This window comes from Bradyrhizobium sp. CB82 (genome assembly GCF_029714405.1).
In the GTDB taxonomy this organism is placed as follows: domain Bacteria; phylum Pseudomonadota; class Alphaproteobacteria; order Rhizobiales; family Xanthobacteraceae; genus Bradyrhizobium.
The window spans coordinates 6,706,242-6,722,838 of the sequence record NZ_CP121650.1 but is presented as its reverse complement, the minus strand read 5'-3'; the positions used below and the strand labels follow the sequence as shown (position 1 = coordinate 6,722,838).

General features: G+C 58.8%; 14 protein-coding genes and 2 pseudogenes. 14 read left to right on the top strand and 2 right to left on the bottom strand.

Annotated features, from left to right (window positions below):
- Positions 1 to 62: 62 nt before the first annotated feature.
- Positions 63 to 1,313 carry a threonine/serine exporter family protein gene (locus QA640_RS32655; protein WP_283036937.1) on the top strand — a complete coding sequence of 417 codons (1,251 nt, stop codon included), beginning with the start codon at positions 63 to 65 and terminating at the stop codon, positions 1,311 to 1,313.
- A 448-nt stretch (positions 1,314 to 1,761) separates the two neighbouring features.
- On the opposite strand, the pseudogene QA640_RS32650 reads toward QA640_RS32655, so the two are convergent.
- Positions 1,762 to 2,818, bottom strand: a pseudogene (locus QA640_RS32650) (IS630 family transposase); the annotation flags it as partial.
- Here QA640_RS32650 and QA640_RS32645 point away from each other — a divergent pair.
- The 13 genes and pseudogenes from QA640_RS32645 to QA640_RS32585 all read left to right on the top strand — a co-directional run bounded on the left by QA640_RS32645 (position 2,783) and on the right by QA640_RS32585 (position 15,912).
- Positions 2,783 to 3,037 carry a hypothetical protein gene (locus QA640_RS32645; protein ID WP_283042951.1) on the top strand — a complete coding sequence of 85 codons (255 nt, stop codon included), beginning with the start codon at positions 2,783 to 2,785 and terminating at the stop codon, positions 3,035 to 3,037. The pseudogene QA640_RS32650 and the gene QA640_RS32645 sit on opposite strands and share 36 nt — an antisense overlap.
- 394 nt (positions 3,038 to 3,431) lie before the next feature.
- The gene (locus QA640_RS32640) at positions 3,432 to 5,126 is read left to right on the top strand and encodes a thiamine pyrophosphate-binding protein (RefSeq protein WP_283036936.1); all 1,695 of its coding nucleotides are present in this window, start codon (positions 3,432 to 3,434) and stop codon (positions 5,124 to 5,126) included.
- Between the two features lie 251 nt (positions 5,127 to 5,377).
- Entirely contained in the window at positions 5,378 to 5,878 is a 501-nt protein-coding gene (locus QA640_RS32635; protein WP_283036935.1) for a DUF417 family protein, read from the top strand.
- 762 nt (positions 5,879 to 6,640) lie between these two features.
- Positions 6,641 to 6,748: pseudogene (locus QA640_RS32630) on the top strand (peptide-methionine (R)-S-oxide reductase); the annotation flags it as partial.
- Positions 6,745 to 7,260 (top strand): peptide-methionine (S)-S-oxide reductase MsrA, encoded by a 516-nt coding sequence (msrA, locus tag QA640_RS32625; RefSeq protein ID WP_283036934.1) that lies wholly within the window; start codon positions 6,745 to 6,747, stop codon positions 7,258 to 7,260. The pseudogene QA640_RS32630 and the gene msrA, both read left to right, overlap by 4 nt.
- Positions 7,257 to 7,775, top strand: coding sequence for a DNA starvation/stationary phase protection protein (locus QA640_RS32620; RefSeq protein WP_283036933.1), 519 nt, complete (start codon positions 7,257 to 7,259; stop codon positions 7,773 to 7,775). Before msrA ends, QA640_RS32620 begins: the two co-directional genes overlap by 4 nt.
- Before the next feature lie 451 nt (positions 7,776 to 8,226).
- A complete protein-coding gene (locus QA640_RS32615) occupies positions 8,227 to 9,117 on the top strand; it encodes a hypothetical protein (RefSeq protein WP_283036932.1) in 891 nt (296 codons plus the stop codon).
- Complete coding sequence (locus tag QA640_RS32610) at positions 9,053 to 10,972, top strand: KUP/HAK/KT family potassium transporter (RefSeq protein WP_283036931.1); 1,920 nt, start codon at positions 9,053 to 9,055, stop codon at positions 10,970 to 10,972. The genes QA640_RS32615 and QA640_RS32610 overlap by 65 nt, the downstream gene beginning before the upstream one ends.
- 809 nt (positions 10,973 to 11,781) lie before the next feature.
- Positions 11,782 to 12,612 carry a haloacid dehalogenase type II gene (locus tag QA640_RS32605; RefSeq protein ID WP_283036930.1) on the top strand — a complete coding sequence of 277 codons (831 nt, stop codon included), beginning with the start codon at positions 11,782 to 11,784 and terminating at the stop codon, positions 12,610 to 12,612.
- Between the two features lie 154 nt (positions 12,613 to 12,766).
- Complete coding sequence (locus QA640_RS32600) at positions 12,767 to 13,342, top strand: carboxymuconolactone decarboxylase family protein (RefSeq protein WP_283036929.1); 576 nt, start codon at positions 12,767 to 12,769, stop codon at positions 13,340 to 13,342.
- Between the two features lie 182 nt (positions 13,343 to 13,524).
- Entirely contained in the window at positions 13,525 to 14,364 is an 840-nt protein-coding gene (locus tag QA640_RS32595) for an alpha/beta hydrolase (protein ID WP_283036928.1), read from the top strand.
- On the top strand, positions 14,361 to 15,302 hold the full coding sequence (locus QA640_RS32590; RefSeq protein ID WP_283036927.1) for a D-2-hydroxyacid dehydrogenase family protein: 942 nt from the start codon (positions 14,361 to 14,363) through the stop codon (positions 15,300 to 15,302). The genes QA640_RS32595 and QA640_RS32590 overlap by 4 nt, the downstream gene beginning before the upstream one ends.
- Before the next feature lie 100 nt (positions 15,303 to 15,402).
- Positions 15,403 to 15,912, top strand: coding sequence for a hypothetical protein (locus QA640_RS32585; RefSeq protein ID WP_283036926.1), 510 nt, complete (start codon positions 15,403 to 15,405; stop codon positions 15,910 to 15,912).
- Between the two features lie 420 nt (positions 15,913 to 16,332).
- Here QA640_RS32585 and QA640_RS32580 read toward each other — a convergent pair whose 3' ends face one another.
- Positions 16,333 to 16,554, bottom strand: a complete 222-nt coding sequence (locus tag QA640_RS32580) for a hypothetical protein (protein WP_283036925.1) — start codon at positions 16,552 to 16,554, stop codon at positions 16,333 to 16,335.
- Positions 16,555 to 16,597: the final 43 nt, after the last annotated feature.

Genomic DNA, 16,597 nt, shown 5'->3' with positions numbered 1-16,597 from the left:
CGTGATCACGGCACGGCAGGTCGATGTTGGAAAGTCCTGTATTTCTGTCCCGAGCAACAGCCATGACCAATGATGAGCTTTCCGGCTTGATCCTTGCAATCACAAGGGTTGTTTATGTCAACGGCCAGGCTACGGATCAGGTCGTCGCCGCGGGCCGGCGGCTCGGTGACAAGCTCGGCATCCGAGCCGACCTGTCGCTGCGCTGGGGTGAACTGCAGTTGCGCTCGATGGGTGGAGGCTCGACGCCGATCTCGAGCGTCGTAGCGGATCCAACCGGCCTAAATATGGGCCGCGTCGCGTCTGCGATGGAAGCGATCGCTGAGATAGAGGCCGACCGGCTTTGCCCACTTGATGCGCGCTTGCGGATCGACACCATCGCCAAAGCACAGCCGGCTCCAACGTGGCTCTTTGCCCTTGCCGCGGCGGCCGCCGCGACCGCATTGGCAATCATCTTCGGCATTCAGCACCAGTTTACTGCGTTGCTGATCATCGCAAGCTCCGGCGCGGGCGCCGTGCTGCGCCGCGCAATCGCCAGAGTAAGCACGAACATCATCATACAACCGTTCTGCGCTGCGCTGCTTGCAGGTCTCATGGGCGGACTGGCGGTACGCTATCAATTAAGCACGGCCTTACGGTTGGTCGTGGTCTGCCCCTGTATGGTGCTTGTGCCGGGTCCACATCTTCTCAATGGTGCGATTGACCTTATCGGCGGCCGCATCGATCTCGGTGCTGCGCGCTTGATTTTTGCCAGTCTCGTTGTGGTCGCTATCTCGGCCGGACTACTTCTAGGCCTCGCGGTATTCCAGGTGTCTTTGCCGGTTGATCCGACCGGCACGGCGGTTCCTCTGTGGTTGGATGTAATAGCTGCCGGCGTGGCGGTGGCTTGCTACGGCGTATTTTTCTCGACCCCCATAAACATGCTGGGATGGCCTGTGGCGGTCGGCATGCTGGCCCATGCCTTTCGGTGGGTTGCGATCACCAAGTTCGGTTTTGGAGTCGTAGCAGGCGCTCTCGTGGCCTGTCTCGTCGTCGGGGTGCTGCTTGCTCCGGTTTCGCGCCGGCGGCACTTGCCGTTCGCAGCCATCGGCTTTGCGTCCGTGGTGTCGATGATACCCGGCGTCTACGCCTTCAGAATGATCAGCGGGTTGATGCAAATTGCCGATACGGCGCAGGCAACATCGGAGCTGGTTGGCGCTACAATCGCAGATGGTGTGACCGCCATCGAGGTCGTATTGGCCATGAGCTTAGGCCTAATCTTGCCGAAGATAGCGATCGATTATCTCGGTGATCGGCGAGCGGTCACGAACGGATGATGCCGTATTCGCGCGCTCGAACAACCACAGACAGAAGCGCAACGTCCCGTCGGAGGCGCCATCGAGAGCTCTCTGCGTTTCATTGAAGATTGCAATTCGTGCCATACACGACGTAATCTTCGGCTTTAGTTCGGAGCAAAACGATAACTTCCAGGTTGGGCCGAAACGCTGACGCTTCAACGGTGGTGGTCGGCGCGAGATCGCCTGCAGTTCGGCGAGCACGTGTCAGAGCCGGGTTCGCGGTCTTCTCGTTCTTCATCTGTCTAACGAACGTACTCGATGAGGGCGAACGGCGCGACATTGGGAGAACGGTCGAGCCGAGCCGGTCCGGTCGACTTGTCTCCGCTCGTCAGTACCCCGCTGGCGCCGACTCGTTCGCGTTCGAGTAACGGCTCAACTCTGTATCTGTGTAAAGGCAAGCTGATTGCCGCGTTGGCTTAGTGTTCTATCACAGTGATTTTGACTCTTTGGCGGTGGCTGGATAGGCGCGGCCGAGTTTGGCGCGGGCTTTGTCGGTTGTGAACATCCATTTGATTCGGGCTCGGGTTTTATTTCGCCGCCGTTGCCATGCTGTGATCTCATTTCGGAGCCTTTTGGGGTCGTCGATGCGGCGGCCGGGACACTGGCGCTGAAGCACGCTGATCTCGCACTCAACCATATTGAGCCAACTGGCGTGCTTCGGGGTGTAGTGGAATTCGAGGCGGCACAGGATGCGTCGGGCCTCGGCGGGCGCGAAGGCCTCATACAGCGCCCCGGGCTTATGGATCGACAAATTGTCCTGCACGACACGGATGCAGGCGGCGTCGGGATAATGGACGTCGACGAGCTCACGCATGCAGTGGGCGTAGTCCACGGCGGCGCGGCGATCGGTGGGCTTGAGGTTGCGCCAGCCCCGATACGGATCGAAGGTGACGAAGAGATTGACGGTGCCGTTGCGGCGATACTCGTAATCGTAGCGCTCGCGCTGTCCCGGTTGGGCCGGGACCGGTTGGCGCACCTCGCCGATCAGCTGGACGGGGGTCTCGTCGAAGCAGACCAGCGGCCGGGCGGGATCCGGTGTCTCGGCGTAGAGATCGAGCACGTCCTCCATGCGGACGACGTATTTGCCGTCGACATGGGGAATGCACCACATGTCCCTGCGGCATGGCTTGAGATCGTTCTCAGCCAGCCGGCGACGCACGGTCTCGCCCGACAGGCTGTCGTGATCGGTGAGCTTGACCGTCGGCCAGCAGCGTCAGCGTCCGGCGTTTGCGGCCGGCAGGCGGCTTGGCGCATGCCGTCGCCACCAGCAGGACCTCCTCCTTTCCGGTCAGCTTGCGCTCTGCGCCCAGACGCGGCTCCTCACTCAAGGCCCGCTCCAGATTGCCTTCCACGAAGCGGCGCTTGGTCCGGCTGACGATGGAAAGGCTGATACTCACGGTCCGGGCAATCTCTTCTTCGCGGCAGCTCCTATCGGCCGCCAGCAAAATCTGCGTCCGCTTGAGCTTGCGGGCGGCGTGCTTGCCGAGCAGGGTCACTACCTAGCTTTCATCCATACCTATTCGTACATGTTCGGACAGCCGCCCGCCGAAGCCGACATTCAGCGCCATTTCCGCGTCAGCTCGCCGTCAGTCCACCAAATGATCGTCACCCTCGAACGAAACGGTTTCATTCGCGGTCAGCCCGGCGTTCCCCGAAGCATCGAGATTCTCTGCCACGTCAAAATCACTGTGATGAACCACTAGTGCCGGCATGACAATCTGATGATGTCAACGCGAATGCTGTCAAGCTATCGCCGGCGGTCGCGTGAGAACCGCGACCAACAGCATCGCACACGAGGTTTACGAGCGGTGATGTTGATTTCAGGAACAAGCTAAAGAAGGCGATCACGGCGTCCTCTCAGGACGGAACGTACCGGTGAGTTGATTGACGCAAAACGTCCTAAGTCATGTCATTTCCGAAACAGACGAGATATGCGCTTTCGTGTTAACCGGCTACCCCTAAAGCGTACGAGCGGCTCTCGACCTCACGTAAGTGGCAATGCTTTAGGTGCCCTGCCAAAAGTCAAAACCTAAATAGCGGCCGGACTTTGCGTCTTGGCAGAGACGATCTGAAAGGTTCCAATTGCAGGAGATGCAGATGTCACGGACAGTAGCTGGTACTTTGGTCGACGTGCTCGGAAAGGTTGGTGTCAGGCAGATATTCGGGCTGATTGGCGATTCGCTTAATCCGATCGCCGATGCTGTTCGCCACAGCGAAATTGAATGGATCGGCGTCCGCCATGAGGAAGGAGCAGCGCTCGCGGCTGCGGGCCAAGCAAAGCTCACAGGTCGGCTCGGCGTCTGTTGCGGAACAACCGGACCTGGCAGCACCCATCTCGTCGCAGGCCTCTACGAAGCAAATCGCGACCACGCACCGGTTCTTGCACTCTCTGGAGAGATGCCGCGCAAGAAGCAGGGCACCGACTATTTTCAGGCGACAGATTCAAACCTGCTATTCCGTGATGTCTCGCTCTATACCGAGACCATTTCCTCAGCCGCACAGGCGCCGGCCGTTATTCATCAGGCCATCGCTGCCGCCTATGGTAGCCGTGGCGTCGCACATTTGACGCTGCCACAGGATGTCATTGGCTCGACGTCCGACGGCAGCGTTGCCAGCGTTACCACGCTCAAGCCGCGACCAGAAATATCCGCTGGCGAAGCAGATGTTGCCGAGATGGCCCGCCGCATCGACGAAGCTGGCCGCATCGTCATCATGTGCGGTGCTGGATGTCATGGCGCAGCCGAAGAATTGCGTGCGCTTTCCGATCGACTCAAGGCGCCACTGATCCATTCCTTCAGAGGCAAGGACATCATGCCTTATAACGATCCGCACTGGATGGGTGGCATCGGCATGATCGGGACGAAACCGGTCTATCAAGCCGCCATGCATTGCGATTTGCTTTTGATGCTCGGCACAGATTATCCGTATTCAGAATTCTTACCCCGCAAGGGTGCTGTCATCCAGGTCGACGACCGGGCGGGCGTGCTTGGCCGCCGCACCCCGACTGAGCTCGGCGTCAACGGGTCAGTACGACCGACGATCAGATCGCTGCTCGGTCGGGTGAAGCCGAAGAGCGACAGGGAATTTTTCGATTTCATTGCGACCCGGCGCAGGACCTGGGACGAGATGCTAGACAAACAATCCGATACCGCGCGCAGCAAGAGTGTTATTCACCCGCAGGCGGTCGCGCGTGGGGTGAGTGACCTCGCCACGCGCGATGCCGTGTTCGTCATCGACACCGGGCTCAATACGCTCTGGTCGGGCAACTGGATCCGCCAGAGTGGCGCGCAGCGGATCATCGGCTCGTTCAACAATGGCGCCGTTGGTACCGCGCTTGGTCAGGCCAACGGCATTCAGGCACTCGACCGTTCGCGCCAAGTTATAGCGCTTTGCGGCGACGGCGGTTTCAACATGCTGATGTGCGAATTCCTCACTGCCGTGCATCATAAGCTGCCGGTTAAGTGCTTCGTCTATAACAATTCGGCTTTCGGACTGATCACGCTCGAGGCCGAAGCGATCGGGGTGCCGGCCTGGAAACACGGTATCGACTTCCCCAATCCGGATTATGTGGCGCTAGCGCGCGCCTGCGGTGGGGTTGGCTTCAAGGCCGAAAAACCCGCCGAGTTGCGCGACGTTATCGACGAAGCGCTCAAGTCAGATTGCCCAACCATTGTCGACTGCGTGGTTGCGGCGAACGAGTTGCCTAACTTCCCGCATGTTGAGCTGGAACAGGCCGGCAATTACGCCAAAGCAAAGATCAAGGAAACGATACTTGCGGTTACCGGCGGATGAGGGAGCACGGCGACAGCCGTCTGGGATAGGCCCGTCGCCAGGCGTCGGCCGCCGGCGAGACTCATCTGACCATTCGTTTCGTGGTTTCGCCCACAGCAGTGCCGGCCCTAACCAACGCGCTGGGCGAACGACTTAACAGAGATAGAGCAGCTATGGTTAGCGGCAGGTGGCGAACGGATGCCGTTCCGCCGCTTTCTAGAGGTCTGCGACGGCGATCCAGTCGTGGAAATAGGAATGAGAGAAATGACATCATGAATCAGTCGAACCAGCTTATTCTTTATGTTTCGAAGGCCGCCCCGTTTCGGAGTGGTCTTGACCGTCATTTGATTCGTGCTGCGATGGTTTTTACGTTTTTCGCCTTCAGCATCCAAAAGTGGAGCCAGTACACCGCGGAGATGCTAGTCCCCTTAATCAGCCATAGCCCGATCGTTTTCTGGCTGCTTCCAGCTTTCGGCGTTCGCGGCGCGGGCTTCTTCCTCGGGACGACCGAAACGATCTTCGGCTCTCTCATTTTCCTTGGCTATTGGAGCCCGAAGCTTGGCATTCTGGGCGCGCTAGGGTCGATCGCAACCTTCATCGGCACCACAAGCATTATTCCTTTCCTACCCGATGGCTGGGCCAACGAGGCGGGCGGATTTCCGATCATGACCTTGCCACTCGGTTTCTTGATGAAGGATGTTCTGTTTCTGGTCGCTTCATTCTATTTGCTCAAGCAGGATCTGACACGTGCGGCAGAAAAAACACGCAGTTGAATCGCGAGATCCAAGAAACGAGCCCGTATACCAGGAGCATCAGTGGAATTGTCGATTCAATGCCTCGAAATATCGATAATTAGGGTTCTACCTGCCGCCGATGCAAGATCACGGATCGAGCGGGCCTTACGCGAGTCAGGCTTGCCGGAATGAAACGTCACTGATGCCGTGACAAAGCAGAGGGACGCTTTCTGCAATGGTGATATTTCTTACATTCCTGCCTCGACACTTACGCTACTAGGCGATCAACTTCGGTCAATGGCGAACAAGAGTCCCGCCAGTGTCAGGAGCCGCGAGCAGAAACCCTCGATCGGCACTCAACACTCACTGAAGTGGTCACTTGCCCTTGCGAGTTTTCATTGCTTTGCAGAAGACAACCTTTCTTTGCAGAAGACAACGCGCGAAGAAGTGGGACCTCGGTCATAGTACGAATTCAGAAGGCCATTTTGAGGTATGCGAGCTTTCGTCGATGAGAGGCACATTCCGTGTCAAACAACCGATAGCGGGATGACGGAGGGTGGTTTGGGTGTTCAATCTCGTGCTAGTCACTCAACTCAGCAATGGAACGGAATGCATTATGATCATCGGGAATTCAAGGAGTCGGGCAATCCACCCTGCTTGGTGTCCGTAGTGCCGACGCGACTTGCGGTTGCTGGCAGCGGGAAAGGGGACGCGGCGTGTACTTGGCGCTGGCGTGGGTGCTGCAGGCATCGGCGGCGCTACGTGGGTGGCGGAGCGCCGGTAGGCGCCGTAGGCGGGGACGGTTTGCGCTACTGCGCCAACTCGGCTTCGTCGCTTTTCAGTCCGCGCGATCAAATGAAAGCGGAGGGCGACGGTGCCTGCCTCGATCAAGTGGAGATTATTGAATGACGATCGAGCGCGCTGTCCTCGCGGGGGGCTGCTTCTGGGGCATGCAGGATCTGATCCGCAAACAACCGGGCGTTATCTCCACGCGCGTCGGTTACACGGGCGGAAAGGTGAAGGACGCCACCTATCGCAATCACGAAGGGCATGCCGAAGCCATTGAGGTCGCTTTTGATCCCGGAAAGACCAGCTTTCGGACTCTGCTGGAGTTCTTCTTTCAGATTCACGACCCGACCACTCTCAATCGCCAGGGCAACGATTGGGGCACGAGCTACCGCTCAGCAATCTTCTATACGAGCGACCAGCAAAGGAAGGTCGCCGAAGACACGATCGCGGACGTCGATGCTTCACATCTTTGGCCTGGCAAGGTGGTGACCGAGGTCACTCCTGCCGCCGACTTCTGGGAAGCCGAGCCCGAGCATCAGGATTATCTCGAGCGCTATCCAGACGGCTACACCTGTCATTATGTGCGCCCCGGCTGGAAACTGCCGAAACGCGTGAAAGGATCGAACGTATGAGCATTCGAAACGCCAAAGAGCTGAAAACTGCTTCGCTCCAGACGCCCACAGATCTGAAGTCGGATGCTATACGAGATATTTCAGGCGCGTTGAACATCCTGCTCGCCGACATGTTCGGGTTGTACCTGAAGACCATGAACTTTCACTGGCACATGGCAGGCCCGCACTTTCGCGACTATCACCTCCTCCTGGATGAGCAGGGCGATCAGATCTTCGCCGCTACCGATGCTATTGCCGAACGCGTTCGCAAGGTTGGCGGCACGACGTTGCGATCAATCGGGCACATCGGTCGGCTGCAACGCATCCTCGACAACGACGCAGATTTCGTGACGCCCATGGACATGCTCGCCGAGCTTCGTGACGACAACAAGCAGCTCACCGCGAACTTGCGCGAAACGCATGGACTTTGTGACGCGTACGGCGATATCGCCACCGCAAGTCTGTTGGAAAACTGGATTGATGAAGCCGAGCGGCGAACCTGGTTCCTATTCGAGGCCACACGCCAACGAGAGTAGTTCGCATTCAATGACGGACTGTCGCGGTTGTGAGGTCAACAATTAACGCCATGACGCCTGCGATGGGAGACAGGAGTTGCTCGTCAAGATCAAGGAGGAGAGAAGGCAGAGTTCTCGCTGTGCGAGACGCGGGCCTGGGGCTGACGCCGGAGGCCGTCGAAGGTCTTTTCGACGCATTCTACACGATAAAGCCGTGGGGATGAGACCTGTCGATCTGTCGTACGATCGTCGAAGTACACGGCGGACGATTGTGGGCGAACACACATGCCGCATTGGGCCACCTTCGTCACCGTTTCTAGCCGTCGACAGTTCGATCAAATCTTGCGAGCGGCACGGCAGTATTCTGTCGCGCCGACCATAGCGGTCCCTGATGCTACCGGTCGGCATTGCCCTTGTCGCGCTTGTCACTGGGAATCGCAGCGGTACGGACTCATCCCGCGGAAAGGCAAGCATGAGCGACGACCGAATTCAAACCGATGGCCTGCGCAAAGTCGCGGTGCTCGCCGCGAAACTCTGGGCCGCGGCCCAGGTTCAGCGCAGGCTTGAGCGTTACCGCAAGAAGATCGCCGAATATGTTGACCGTTCGTTGATGCGGGCAACCGTGGGCCCGCCGGTAAATCGGTTGCGACAAGGCCCACGGCTCCGCCAGAGCCCACGGGATAGCACCATGTCGTTCTTGCTGAGAGGCGTCGGCTGGCGGTATGTGTTTGCGCTGATGTTGTCGTGCGCCGCCTCGCCAGCCTGGGCCGGCGGAGCAATGACGCCGAACGCTGGCGACACTGCTTGGGTCTTAGTCGCGTCGGCGCTTGTGCTGTTTATGACGTTTCCCGGGCTCGTGTTATTCTACGGCGGTTTGGCGCGCGCGCGGAAGAATCGTCTCTCAGTACTGATGCATTGCTTCGGCATTTGTTGCATCGTCTCGCTGCTCTGGGCGGGATTCGGCTACAGTCTTAGCTTTGGCCACGGCGGGGCATTGATCGGTCCGCTGGACAACGCCTTCCTCGTCCATTTCGGCAACAAGGAGCTCCGCAGCAACCTGCCAGAGGTGGTGTTCCTGCTGTTTCAAATGACCTTCGCCGTCATCACCTCTGCGCTCATAATCGGCGCATTTCCCGAGCGCGTGCGCTTTCCGTTCGTCCTGCTCTTTACGATGGGGTGGCTCGTTATAGTCTATTTGCCGGTTACCCATTGGGTGTGGGGCGGCGGGTGGGCCGCGGCCGCGGGCGTCATCGATTTCGCTGGCGGCATCTCACTGCTCGCAGACCTTGGTGCAAACTATGCCCTATTCGACCACTTCTGCCCTCAATCGCCACACCGGGTTCGCCGGGGAGATTCACAATAAGCTGGGGCAAAGTCCGAACCTCGCAACGGTTCTCGTTGCGCTCGGCATCGTATATGGCGATCTAGGAACGAGTCCGCTCTATACGCTCCAGACCATCGTTCATATCATTGGACATGAATTCACGCCCGAGGAAGCCCTTGGTTCTCTATCTTTGATAGTTTGGTCGTTGATCATCACGATCTCGGTCAAATACAACGTGTTAGTCATGCGTGCGGACAATCACGGTGAGGGTGGTATTCTCGCGCTCATGGCTATGACCGGTGAAGATCGGTCAGGACGGCGGCGTTGGCTGGTCATTTTCGGGTTATTTGGGGCGGCTCTCATCTACGGCGATGGCATCATTACACCAGCCCTTTCGGTCTTGAGTGCGGTGGAAGGCCTGAACGTCGCGACTGACATTTTCAAACCTTACACAATGCCGATCGCGGTTCTAATCCTTGTCGCCCTGTTCGCGCTGCAAACCCGAGGCACAGCCACCGTCGGCAAGGCGTTTGGACCGGTTATGCTGATTTGGTTCGCAACGATGGCCATGCTGGGCATCGGTGCCATTGTGCGGCATCCGCAGGTGCTATGCGCACTCGACCCTGTTCACGCTTTCCGGTTACTGAGTACGAATGGATTCGTTGGCTTTGCCGTTCTTGGTGGTGTTTTTCTGGCGCTCACGGGGGGTGAGGCCTTGTACGCTGATATGGGCCACGTTGGTCGTTACCCCATCCGCCTTGCATGGTATTGTATCGTACTTCCTGCCCTCGTTCTAAACTATGCCGGTCAGGTCGGGAATTTTCTGGACGCTCCTGATATGGAGTCGAATCCATTTTTCAAGCTTGCGCCGGATTGGGCGATCTACCCTCTGGTAGCTTTGGCAACCCTCGCAACCATCATCGCAAGCCAGGCCATCATTACCGGGTCGTTCTCGATGACCCGACAAGCAATGCAACTAGGATGGTTTCCTGGCGTTCGGATCGATCAGACTTCGGCTGAGGCATATGGCCAGATCTACGTGCCCTTCGTGAATTGGACCATGATGTTCCTTACAGTTGCTTTGACCGCAGTTTTCGGAAATTCGGAGCGCATTGCCGGAGCTTACGGCACGGCTGTCTCAACAACGATGGTTTTGACGTCAGTCCTTCTGTACGAGGTGATGCGACGTCGCTGGCGTTGGACGCTCTATCAAGCTGCCGCAACCGCGGCGCTTTTGCTGGCGGTCGACTTGGCCTTCTTCTCCGCGAACCTTTTTAAGATCCTCGAGGGGGGCTGGATTCCACTGACTTTCGGCATCCTTGTCTTCACTATCATGACCACATGGCATTTCGGCGTTGAGGCGTTGTACCGGCGAAATATCGCGCGACCCCAGCAACGAACCGAATTCTTCGGTCGCCTCCGCAACGAGAATGTGGTCCGCGTTTCGGGTACCGCCATCTTTCTAACGCGGTCTGGCAAGGGTATGCCGCCGATCATCGTCAACTACGTTAAACAAGGACGATGTCTCCACAAGACAGCCATAGCGCTGACGGTTAGCTTTGAGAGCGTTCCCAGGGTTCGTCCGCGGGATCGCATGCGATGCGAGAATCTTGGCGAGGGGGTGTGGCACGTCACCGTGCATTTTGGTTTTGTTGAGATTCCTGACCTTCCCTCGGTGATCTCCCGGGCTACGAGAAAGGGAGTGCCCGCGTGGGATGAGCCAATCTATTACATCGAGCGACATGATCCCATAAGCCGCAAAAATCGAAATATGCTCTCGCGTTGTGGCGTTGCGCTGTTCGCTTTCATGTCCCGAAACTCCGCCCACGCAATCGACCGATTTAGAATACCCTCCAATGCCTTGGTAGAAATTGGACGGCGGATCGAGCTTTAAGTTCAAGGGAAGTGATGCTCGCTGCTACGTTCAATGCTGAAGTTCACCAGAGCTAGACGGCATCCCCCTACATATTGCTTGCTGCCTGAAACCATGCGCGCCGCTAGCCCGTACTTTGTGACTGCGAAGACTCTTAAAGCAGGCACTCAAAACTTCGCAACGATATACCCGCTTTGTCAACTTCCGCTTTCCACTACACGCCACGTCGCCCGTTGAGAGATCGAGTGCGGCTTACTGCTTCGCTTTGATGCTCAAGTGCTGTGTCCCTGCTCATAACATCCGAGATGAGCTGCAACGGATTTGCGATGTACTGGTAGGTCCGCGGCTCTAGGTTTCCGGATTGGCGTAGATTCCCATCGAATGCAGGCGCCACTGACGCAAGGAACAGCAAAATGCAGCATTCTCGGATCAGCACGTGATCCATGAGCCGGGTATTGTTCGAATTGAGATCGGAAGAATGTCGTACGTCGCGCAAAGCGTCTTTGGTGCCATCGTCCTCCTCTCTCGCGTCTGTTCCGGATTTGGTGGATCATGTCGGCCGGTAGGTCCATCACAAACTCGGCACCGGACTTAAGCCCGTTGCTCAAGGCCAACCTGCGTATGAATGTTTTCGCACCAAAGTTCGACGAGAGCGGCGGGCTTCCATCTGGCTGCTGTCATCCTTGGAAAGTTGCTAGCTAAAGCGCGATGGAAATTCGGGACCAACTGCGGAGACGTGTCGGCGCTCCAATTCGACGCGGCAGCCACGCGCTGCGCTCGCAAAGCGCAGGAAAGGATACTCAGCCGTCGAAATGGAAAAGGAGAACCCGATGACGGACGATGTTCTGCTCTCATTGCCGCGCCGCAAGCTACTTGCCGGGCTCAGAGCTTCCGCAATTGGTGGTGTGACGGCGAGTGCTGTCGGGCGAACTGAGCCCGCGCGCGCTCAAGAAAGCAAGAGCGGCGCTGCGGTGCCGTCGATCCTTGCGTTCGTGGTCAATGGGTCGCTGCTCGACATCCGGCACCTGGCACCGCTGTTTGAACGGCTATTCGGCGACGGCAGGCTCATGAACGAGTGGTATACAAGGCTCATCCTCCACTCGGAGGCAATAAGCCTGGCTGGGGGACCATACATACCGTTCTTTAATTTGTCGGAGGCCGTGTTCAAATCGATGGGCTCGATCCACGGCGTCTCGATACAGCAGGCCGATATCGTCGAACTGGAAATGCGATCCGCCACGCTGCCCGCGCACTCCGATGTACCGGCAAGGCTGAAGCAATTGAAGGACGCTGGTTTTCGGCTAGTCACGCTTTCGAACTCGCCGGAGGGCGCGCAGAGCGTACAGCTAACGCGCGCAGGTATCGATGGTTTCTTTGAAAAATTGCTGAGTGTTGATCTCGTGCGTCGATATAAACCGGCGCCACGGGTATACCATATGGCCGCGGAGGAGCTGTGGGTACCGACGGCTGCGATTTGCATGGTATCGACCCAGGTGTGGGATAATCTCGGGGCGCAGAACGTTGGTTGCCCGGCAGCGCTTATCGCCCGACCGGGCAGTGCTCCGCCGCCGACGCTGGCCGTGCCTGGGTGGCCGGCGCCGGTAGCCGTCGGGCCAGATCTTCCAAGCGTGGAGGCGCAACTGATCAAGCTCTGGCGATGATAGTGTTCGTGCCGAACTTGGAAGACACCGTGTCGGCGGTTTCATGCACATTCCACGGAGGAATGAATGATATGGCCGCGGCGCATCTGCCGCCGCGCCGCGGAATGGATGAGTTTGCCCGCACATCATTCATCGACCATCGAGGAGAAGGACAATGATCAACGGCTTCAAACTTCAGGACGCCACGACCGCGCCCGCGGCGTCCGCCGAGATCCTGAACGGCGTCCAGAAGACCTGGGGTTTTGTGCCCAACCTGCACCGCGTCCTCGCAGAGAGCCCGGCAGCGCTCGAGGCGTACAGCACGCTATGGGAAATCGCCGAGAAAACGGGCTTTACTCCGCAGGAACGCAACATCGTCTATCTGGCCATCATCTACGAGAATGAATGCACCTATTGCATGGCCGGCCATACCAACCTGTCGCGCATGGCCAAGGTCGACCCTGCCGCGATCGCTGCGGTGCGAGAGGGCCGTCCCATTGCCGATCCGAAGCTCGAGGCGCTGCGCCTGTTCGCCGCCAAGTTGACTCGCCAGCGCGGCGTGGTCAGCGAAGCCGACGTCGCGGCCTTCAGGCAAGCGGGCTACGACAACCGCGCACTGCTCGACGTGCTCGTGCTCGAAGCGACCAAGTTGATCTCCAACTACACCAACCATCTCGCGGAGACGCCGAACGACTCCTTCATGAAGGGCGCCGAATGGACCGCGCCCGGTAAACTCAAGCCGGTTGCTTGACCAGCGGGACACGCTGCCCCTCCTTCCGGGCTGGGGCGGCGCTTCGCTTCCCGAGCCGTCGCAAGGATCTTGGGGGACAATGACGATTCTGGCAGGCGATTGTCGAACAAGGAGGCAAGCATGATCAGCACACATTTCGCAGACGAGATCTTGGACTCGGCGCAGGTCAAGAGGCTCGTCCGATGACGCGTCGGGCTACGATCAACGTCGACGGCATTCCGATCAGCTATCTGACCGCCGGCGAGGGCGGTCCGTTGGTGCTGCTGCTTCATGGCACCTATTGGAGTCGCGTTTGGCTGCCCGTGCTGGATGACATTGCAGCCGCGGGGCTTCGCCCTGTGGCGGTCGATTTCCCCGGTTTCGGGCGTTCCGCCGGCGAACTCACCATAAACGAGGCTTCCGTCCCGCGCCTTTCCGCTTGGCTGGTGCGTTTCCTCGAGGCGCTCGGGCACAAGGGTCCGGTCGTGGTCGCCGGCCACGACATCGGCGGAGGCGTGGCGCAGCATCTGATGCTCGCAAAGGAGATGGAGGTGCCGCGCGTGGCCGTCGTGAACGGGATCATGTACGACTCGTGGCCCGTGCCAGGCGTAGCCCGCTTCCGGGATCCGGCGGTCGCTGCAGCCACCACGCGCGACGATATTCTGGCTGCGCGTCGTGTATCCGTCGTGAAGGCGCTCGGACGTCCGGCCAGTGAAGCCGAGATCGCGGAATATCTCGAACCATGGACCGATCCCAGGGTTGCCCGATCCTGGCTGGCGCTCGCGGCTGCTGCCGACCACCGCTATACTATGGAGATGCTGCCGGCCTTACTGCAATCCAAGACGCCGAAGCTCCTGGTGTGGGGCGAGGACGACCCATTTCAGACTATCGACTATGCCGAACGTTATGTCCGCGAGATTCCGGACACGAGGCTCGTTCGGATCAAGTCGGCTGGCCATATTCCGATGGAAAACGATCCCAAAGCCGTTGCGGGGGCCTTGGCCGAGTTCTTTGCCGGCGAGCCTGAAGGAGGGATCCAATGAAAGTTGCGATCCTCGACGACTACCAGAACGTGGCCCTGCAGCTCGCCGACTGGTCGGGCGTCCGTCGGCACGCCAAGATCATTGTATTCAATGACCATGTGGCCCACCCCTCGGCTGTTGTCGAACGGTTGCGGCCGTTCGATGTGGTTTGCGTGATGCGCGAACGCACGCCTCTTCCAAGGGAGATCCTGCAGCAGTTACCGAACCTGCGGATGATAGCTTCCACGGGACCGCGAAACGCCTCGATCGATACCCAGACCGCGGCCGATCTCGGCATCGCGGTCACGGCGACGGGCTATAATTCCACTCCGACCATCGAGTTCACCTGGTCGCTGATCCTGGCGAGCATGCGGGGTATCGACCGGGAGTCCGCCTCGCTGAAGGCCGGTGCGTGGCAAACGGGCCTCGGCTCGAACCTGCGAGGCAAGAGCCTTGGCGTCGTCGGGGTAGGCAACGTCGGCAAGGAAGTCGCGCGCATCGGACTCGCCTTCGGCATGAAGGTGATCGCCTGGAGCCAGAACTTGACCGAGGAGAAGGCCAGCGCCGCTGGCGCGAGTCTCGTCGACAAGCAGACGCTGTTTCGCAAAGCCGATATCGTGACCGTCCATCTCGTCCTCAGCCCTCGTACCAGGGGCCTGATCGGAGCGCCCGAACTCGCGCTGATGAAGCCGACGGCAAGACTCGTTAACACGTCACGTGGTCCGATCGTCGACGAGCCTGCTCTGATCGAAGCGCTGCAGACACGCCGGATAGCCGGGGCCGCGGTCGACGTATTCGAAATCGAGCCGCTGCCTGCCGACCATCCTTTCCGGAAGCTTGATAACGTTCTCGCGACTCCGCACATCGGCTACGTTACCGAGGATCTTTATCGAACGTTCTATGGCGACGCCGCAGCCAAAATCACGAAGTGGCTCGACGTCAACGCAACGTCGGCATAGCCACCTTCACGAGTAACGCTCTACATCAGACAACGATGTCTTGGAATCATGAGCACGATCAATCAGAGCAAGATCGTTCCGAAGAAGGTACTGATCACAGGTGCAAGCGGCCTGCTGGGGGTCGCCGCGATCGAGAAGTTTCTTTCCGCCGGTTGGCGTCTCACGCCGCAAGCCTGAGCTGACCAGCGGCCGCAAGATTGACTTTCTGTCGGTCGATTTGCGAGACGAGGAAGCCCGCGCTGCGTTCGAGCCGCTGACTGACATTACGCACATCGCTTACAGGGCTCCGCACGAGAAGCCCGAGCTGGTCGCTGGCTGGTCGAGTAAGGAACAGATCGAGACTAATAGCGCCATGCTGCGCAACGCGGTCGAGCCGATCGTGCGCAACACCCCGAACTTCCAGCACATCAGCATCCTGCAGGGAACGAAGGTCTACGGCGTGCACCTACAATCGATCCCAATCCCCGCCCGCGAACGTAATGCCCGTAAAGATCACCCGAACTTCTTCTTCGATCAGGAAGCCTATGTGCGTGAGATGGGCGCACAGAATGGTTTCAACTACATGGCACTGCGTCCTCAACTCGTCACCGGGCCTACTCCAGGCGAGTGAACGTTTTCCCGCCATCGGTGCCTACGCGGCAATCCGCCGCGAGAAGGGTGAACCGTTCGGTTATCCCCGCGGTCCGTCGTTCGTCTGGGAGGCCGCCGATGCGGACCTCGTCGCCGACGTGATGGTCTGGGCTGCGCAGTCATCGCAGGCGGCGAACGAGGCTTTCAACATCACCAACAGCGATATGTTTGAGTGGCGCAACGTGTGGCCGGTCCTAGCCGAAACCCTCGGTGTCGAAACCGGGCCGGACAAGCCAACGAGCGTGGCAGCCTGGAAGAAGACGCTGATGTCTGGAACCGGATCGCAAAGTACAATCTTCGCTCGCGGAACCTGGGGAGCTGGTCGGCCAAGGAGACCAGCATGCGGACTTTGCGTTCGCCTATGGCGACCTGGAAGGACCTCGGGCATTCGTGAGCACCATCAAAGCTGCGCCAGGCTGGGTTCACAAAAACGATTGATACCGAGGTCTCGTTTCGCAACGCACTGCTGTCTCTGATCGACCACAGGCTTCTGCCGCCAACCGCGACGAGCGTCATGTTTAACAAATGCCGCTGCTGCCGCCGCCCCGTACATTCCAGACTGGAATAAGTCCTGTTCCAGCACGAGAGTTACCTGGATGGCAGGAACGAGCGATACACTCATCGCCCGATCACGGCTTGAGTGCGCTTTGACGGCCTGAAGCAGC

Bases quoted from the DNA above. Each gene is read 5' to 3' on its own strand.
- QA640_RS32655 (WP_283036937.1), top strand. From the start codon at position 63: ATGACCAATGATGAGCTTTCCGGCTTGATCCTTGCAATCACAAGGGTT.
- QA640_RS32640 (WP_283036936.1), top strand. From the start codon at position 3,432: ATGTCACGGACAGTAGCTGGTACTTTGGTCGACGTGCTCGGAAAGGTT.
- QA640_RS32635 (WP_283036935.1), top strand. From the start codon at position 5,378: ATGAATCAGTCGAACCAGCTTATTCTTTATGTTTCGAAGGCCGCCCCG.
- msrA (WP_283036934.1), top strand. From the start codon at position 6,745: ATGACGATCGAGCGCGCTGTCCTCGCGGGGGGCTGCTTCTGGGGCATG.
- QA640_RS32620 (WP_283036933.1), top strand. From the start codon at position 7,257: ATGAGCATTCGAAACGCCAAAGAGCTGAAAACTGCTTCGCTCCAGACG.
- QA640_RS32615 (WP_283036932.1), top strand. From the start codon at position 8,227: ATGAGCGACGACCGAATTCAAACCGATGGCCTGCGCAAAGTCGCGGTG.
- QA640_RS32610 (WP_283036931.1), top strand. From the start codon at position 9,053: ATGCCCTATTCGACCACTTCTGCCCTCAATCGCCACACCGGGTTCGCC.
- QA640_RS32605 (WP_283036930.1), top strand. From the start codon at position 11,782: ATGACGGACGATGTTCTGCTCTCATTGCCGCGCCGCAAGCTACTTGCC.
- QA640_RS32600 (WP_283036929.1), top strand. From the start codon at position 12,767: ATGATCAACGGCTTCAAACTTCAGGACGCCACGACCGCGCCCGCGGCG.
- QA640_RS32595 (WP_283036928.1), top strand. From the start codon at position 13,525: ATGACGCGTCGGGCTACGATCAACGTCGACGGCATTCCGATCAGCTAT.
- QA640_RS32590 (WP_283036927.1), top strand. From the start codon at position 14,361: ATGAAAGTTGCGATCCTCGACGACTACCAGAACGTGGCCCTGCAGCTC.
- QA640_RS32580 (WP_283036925.1), bottom strand. From the start codon at position 16,554: ATGAGTGTATCGCTCGTTCCTGCCATCCAGGTAACTCTCGTGCTGGAA.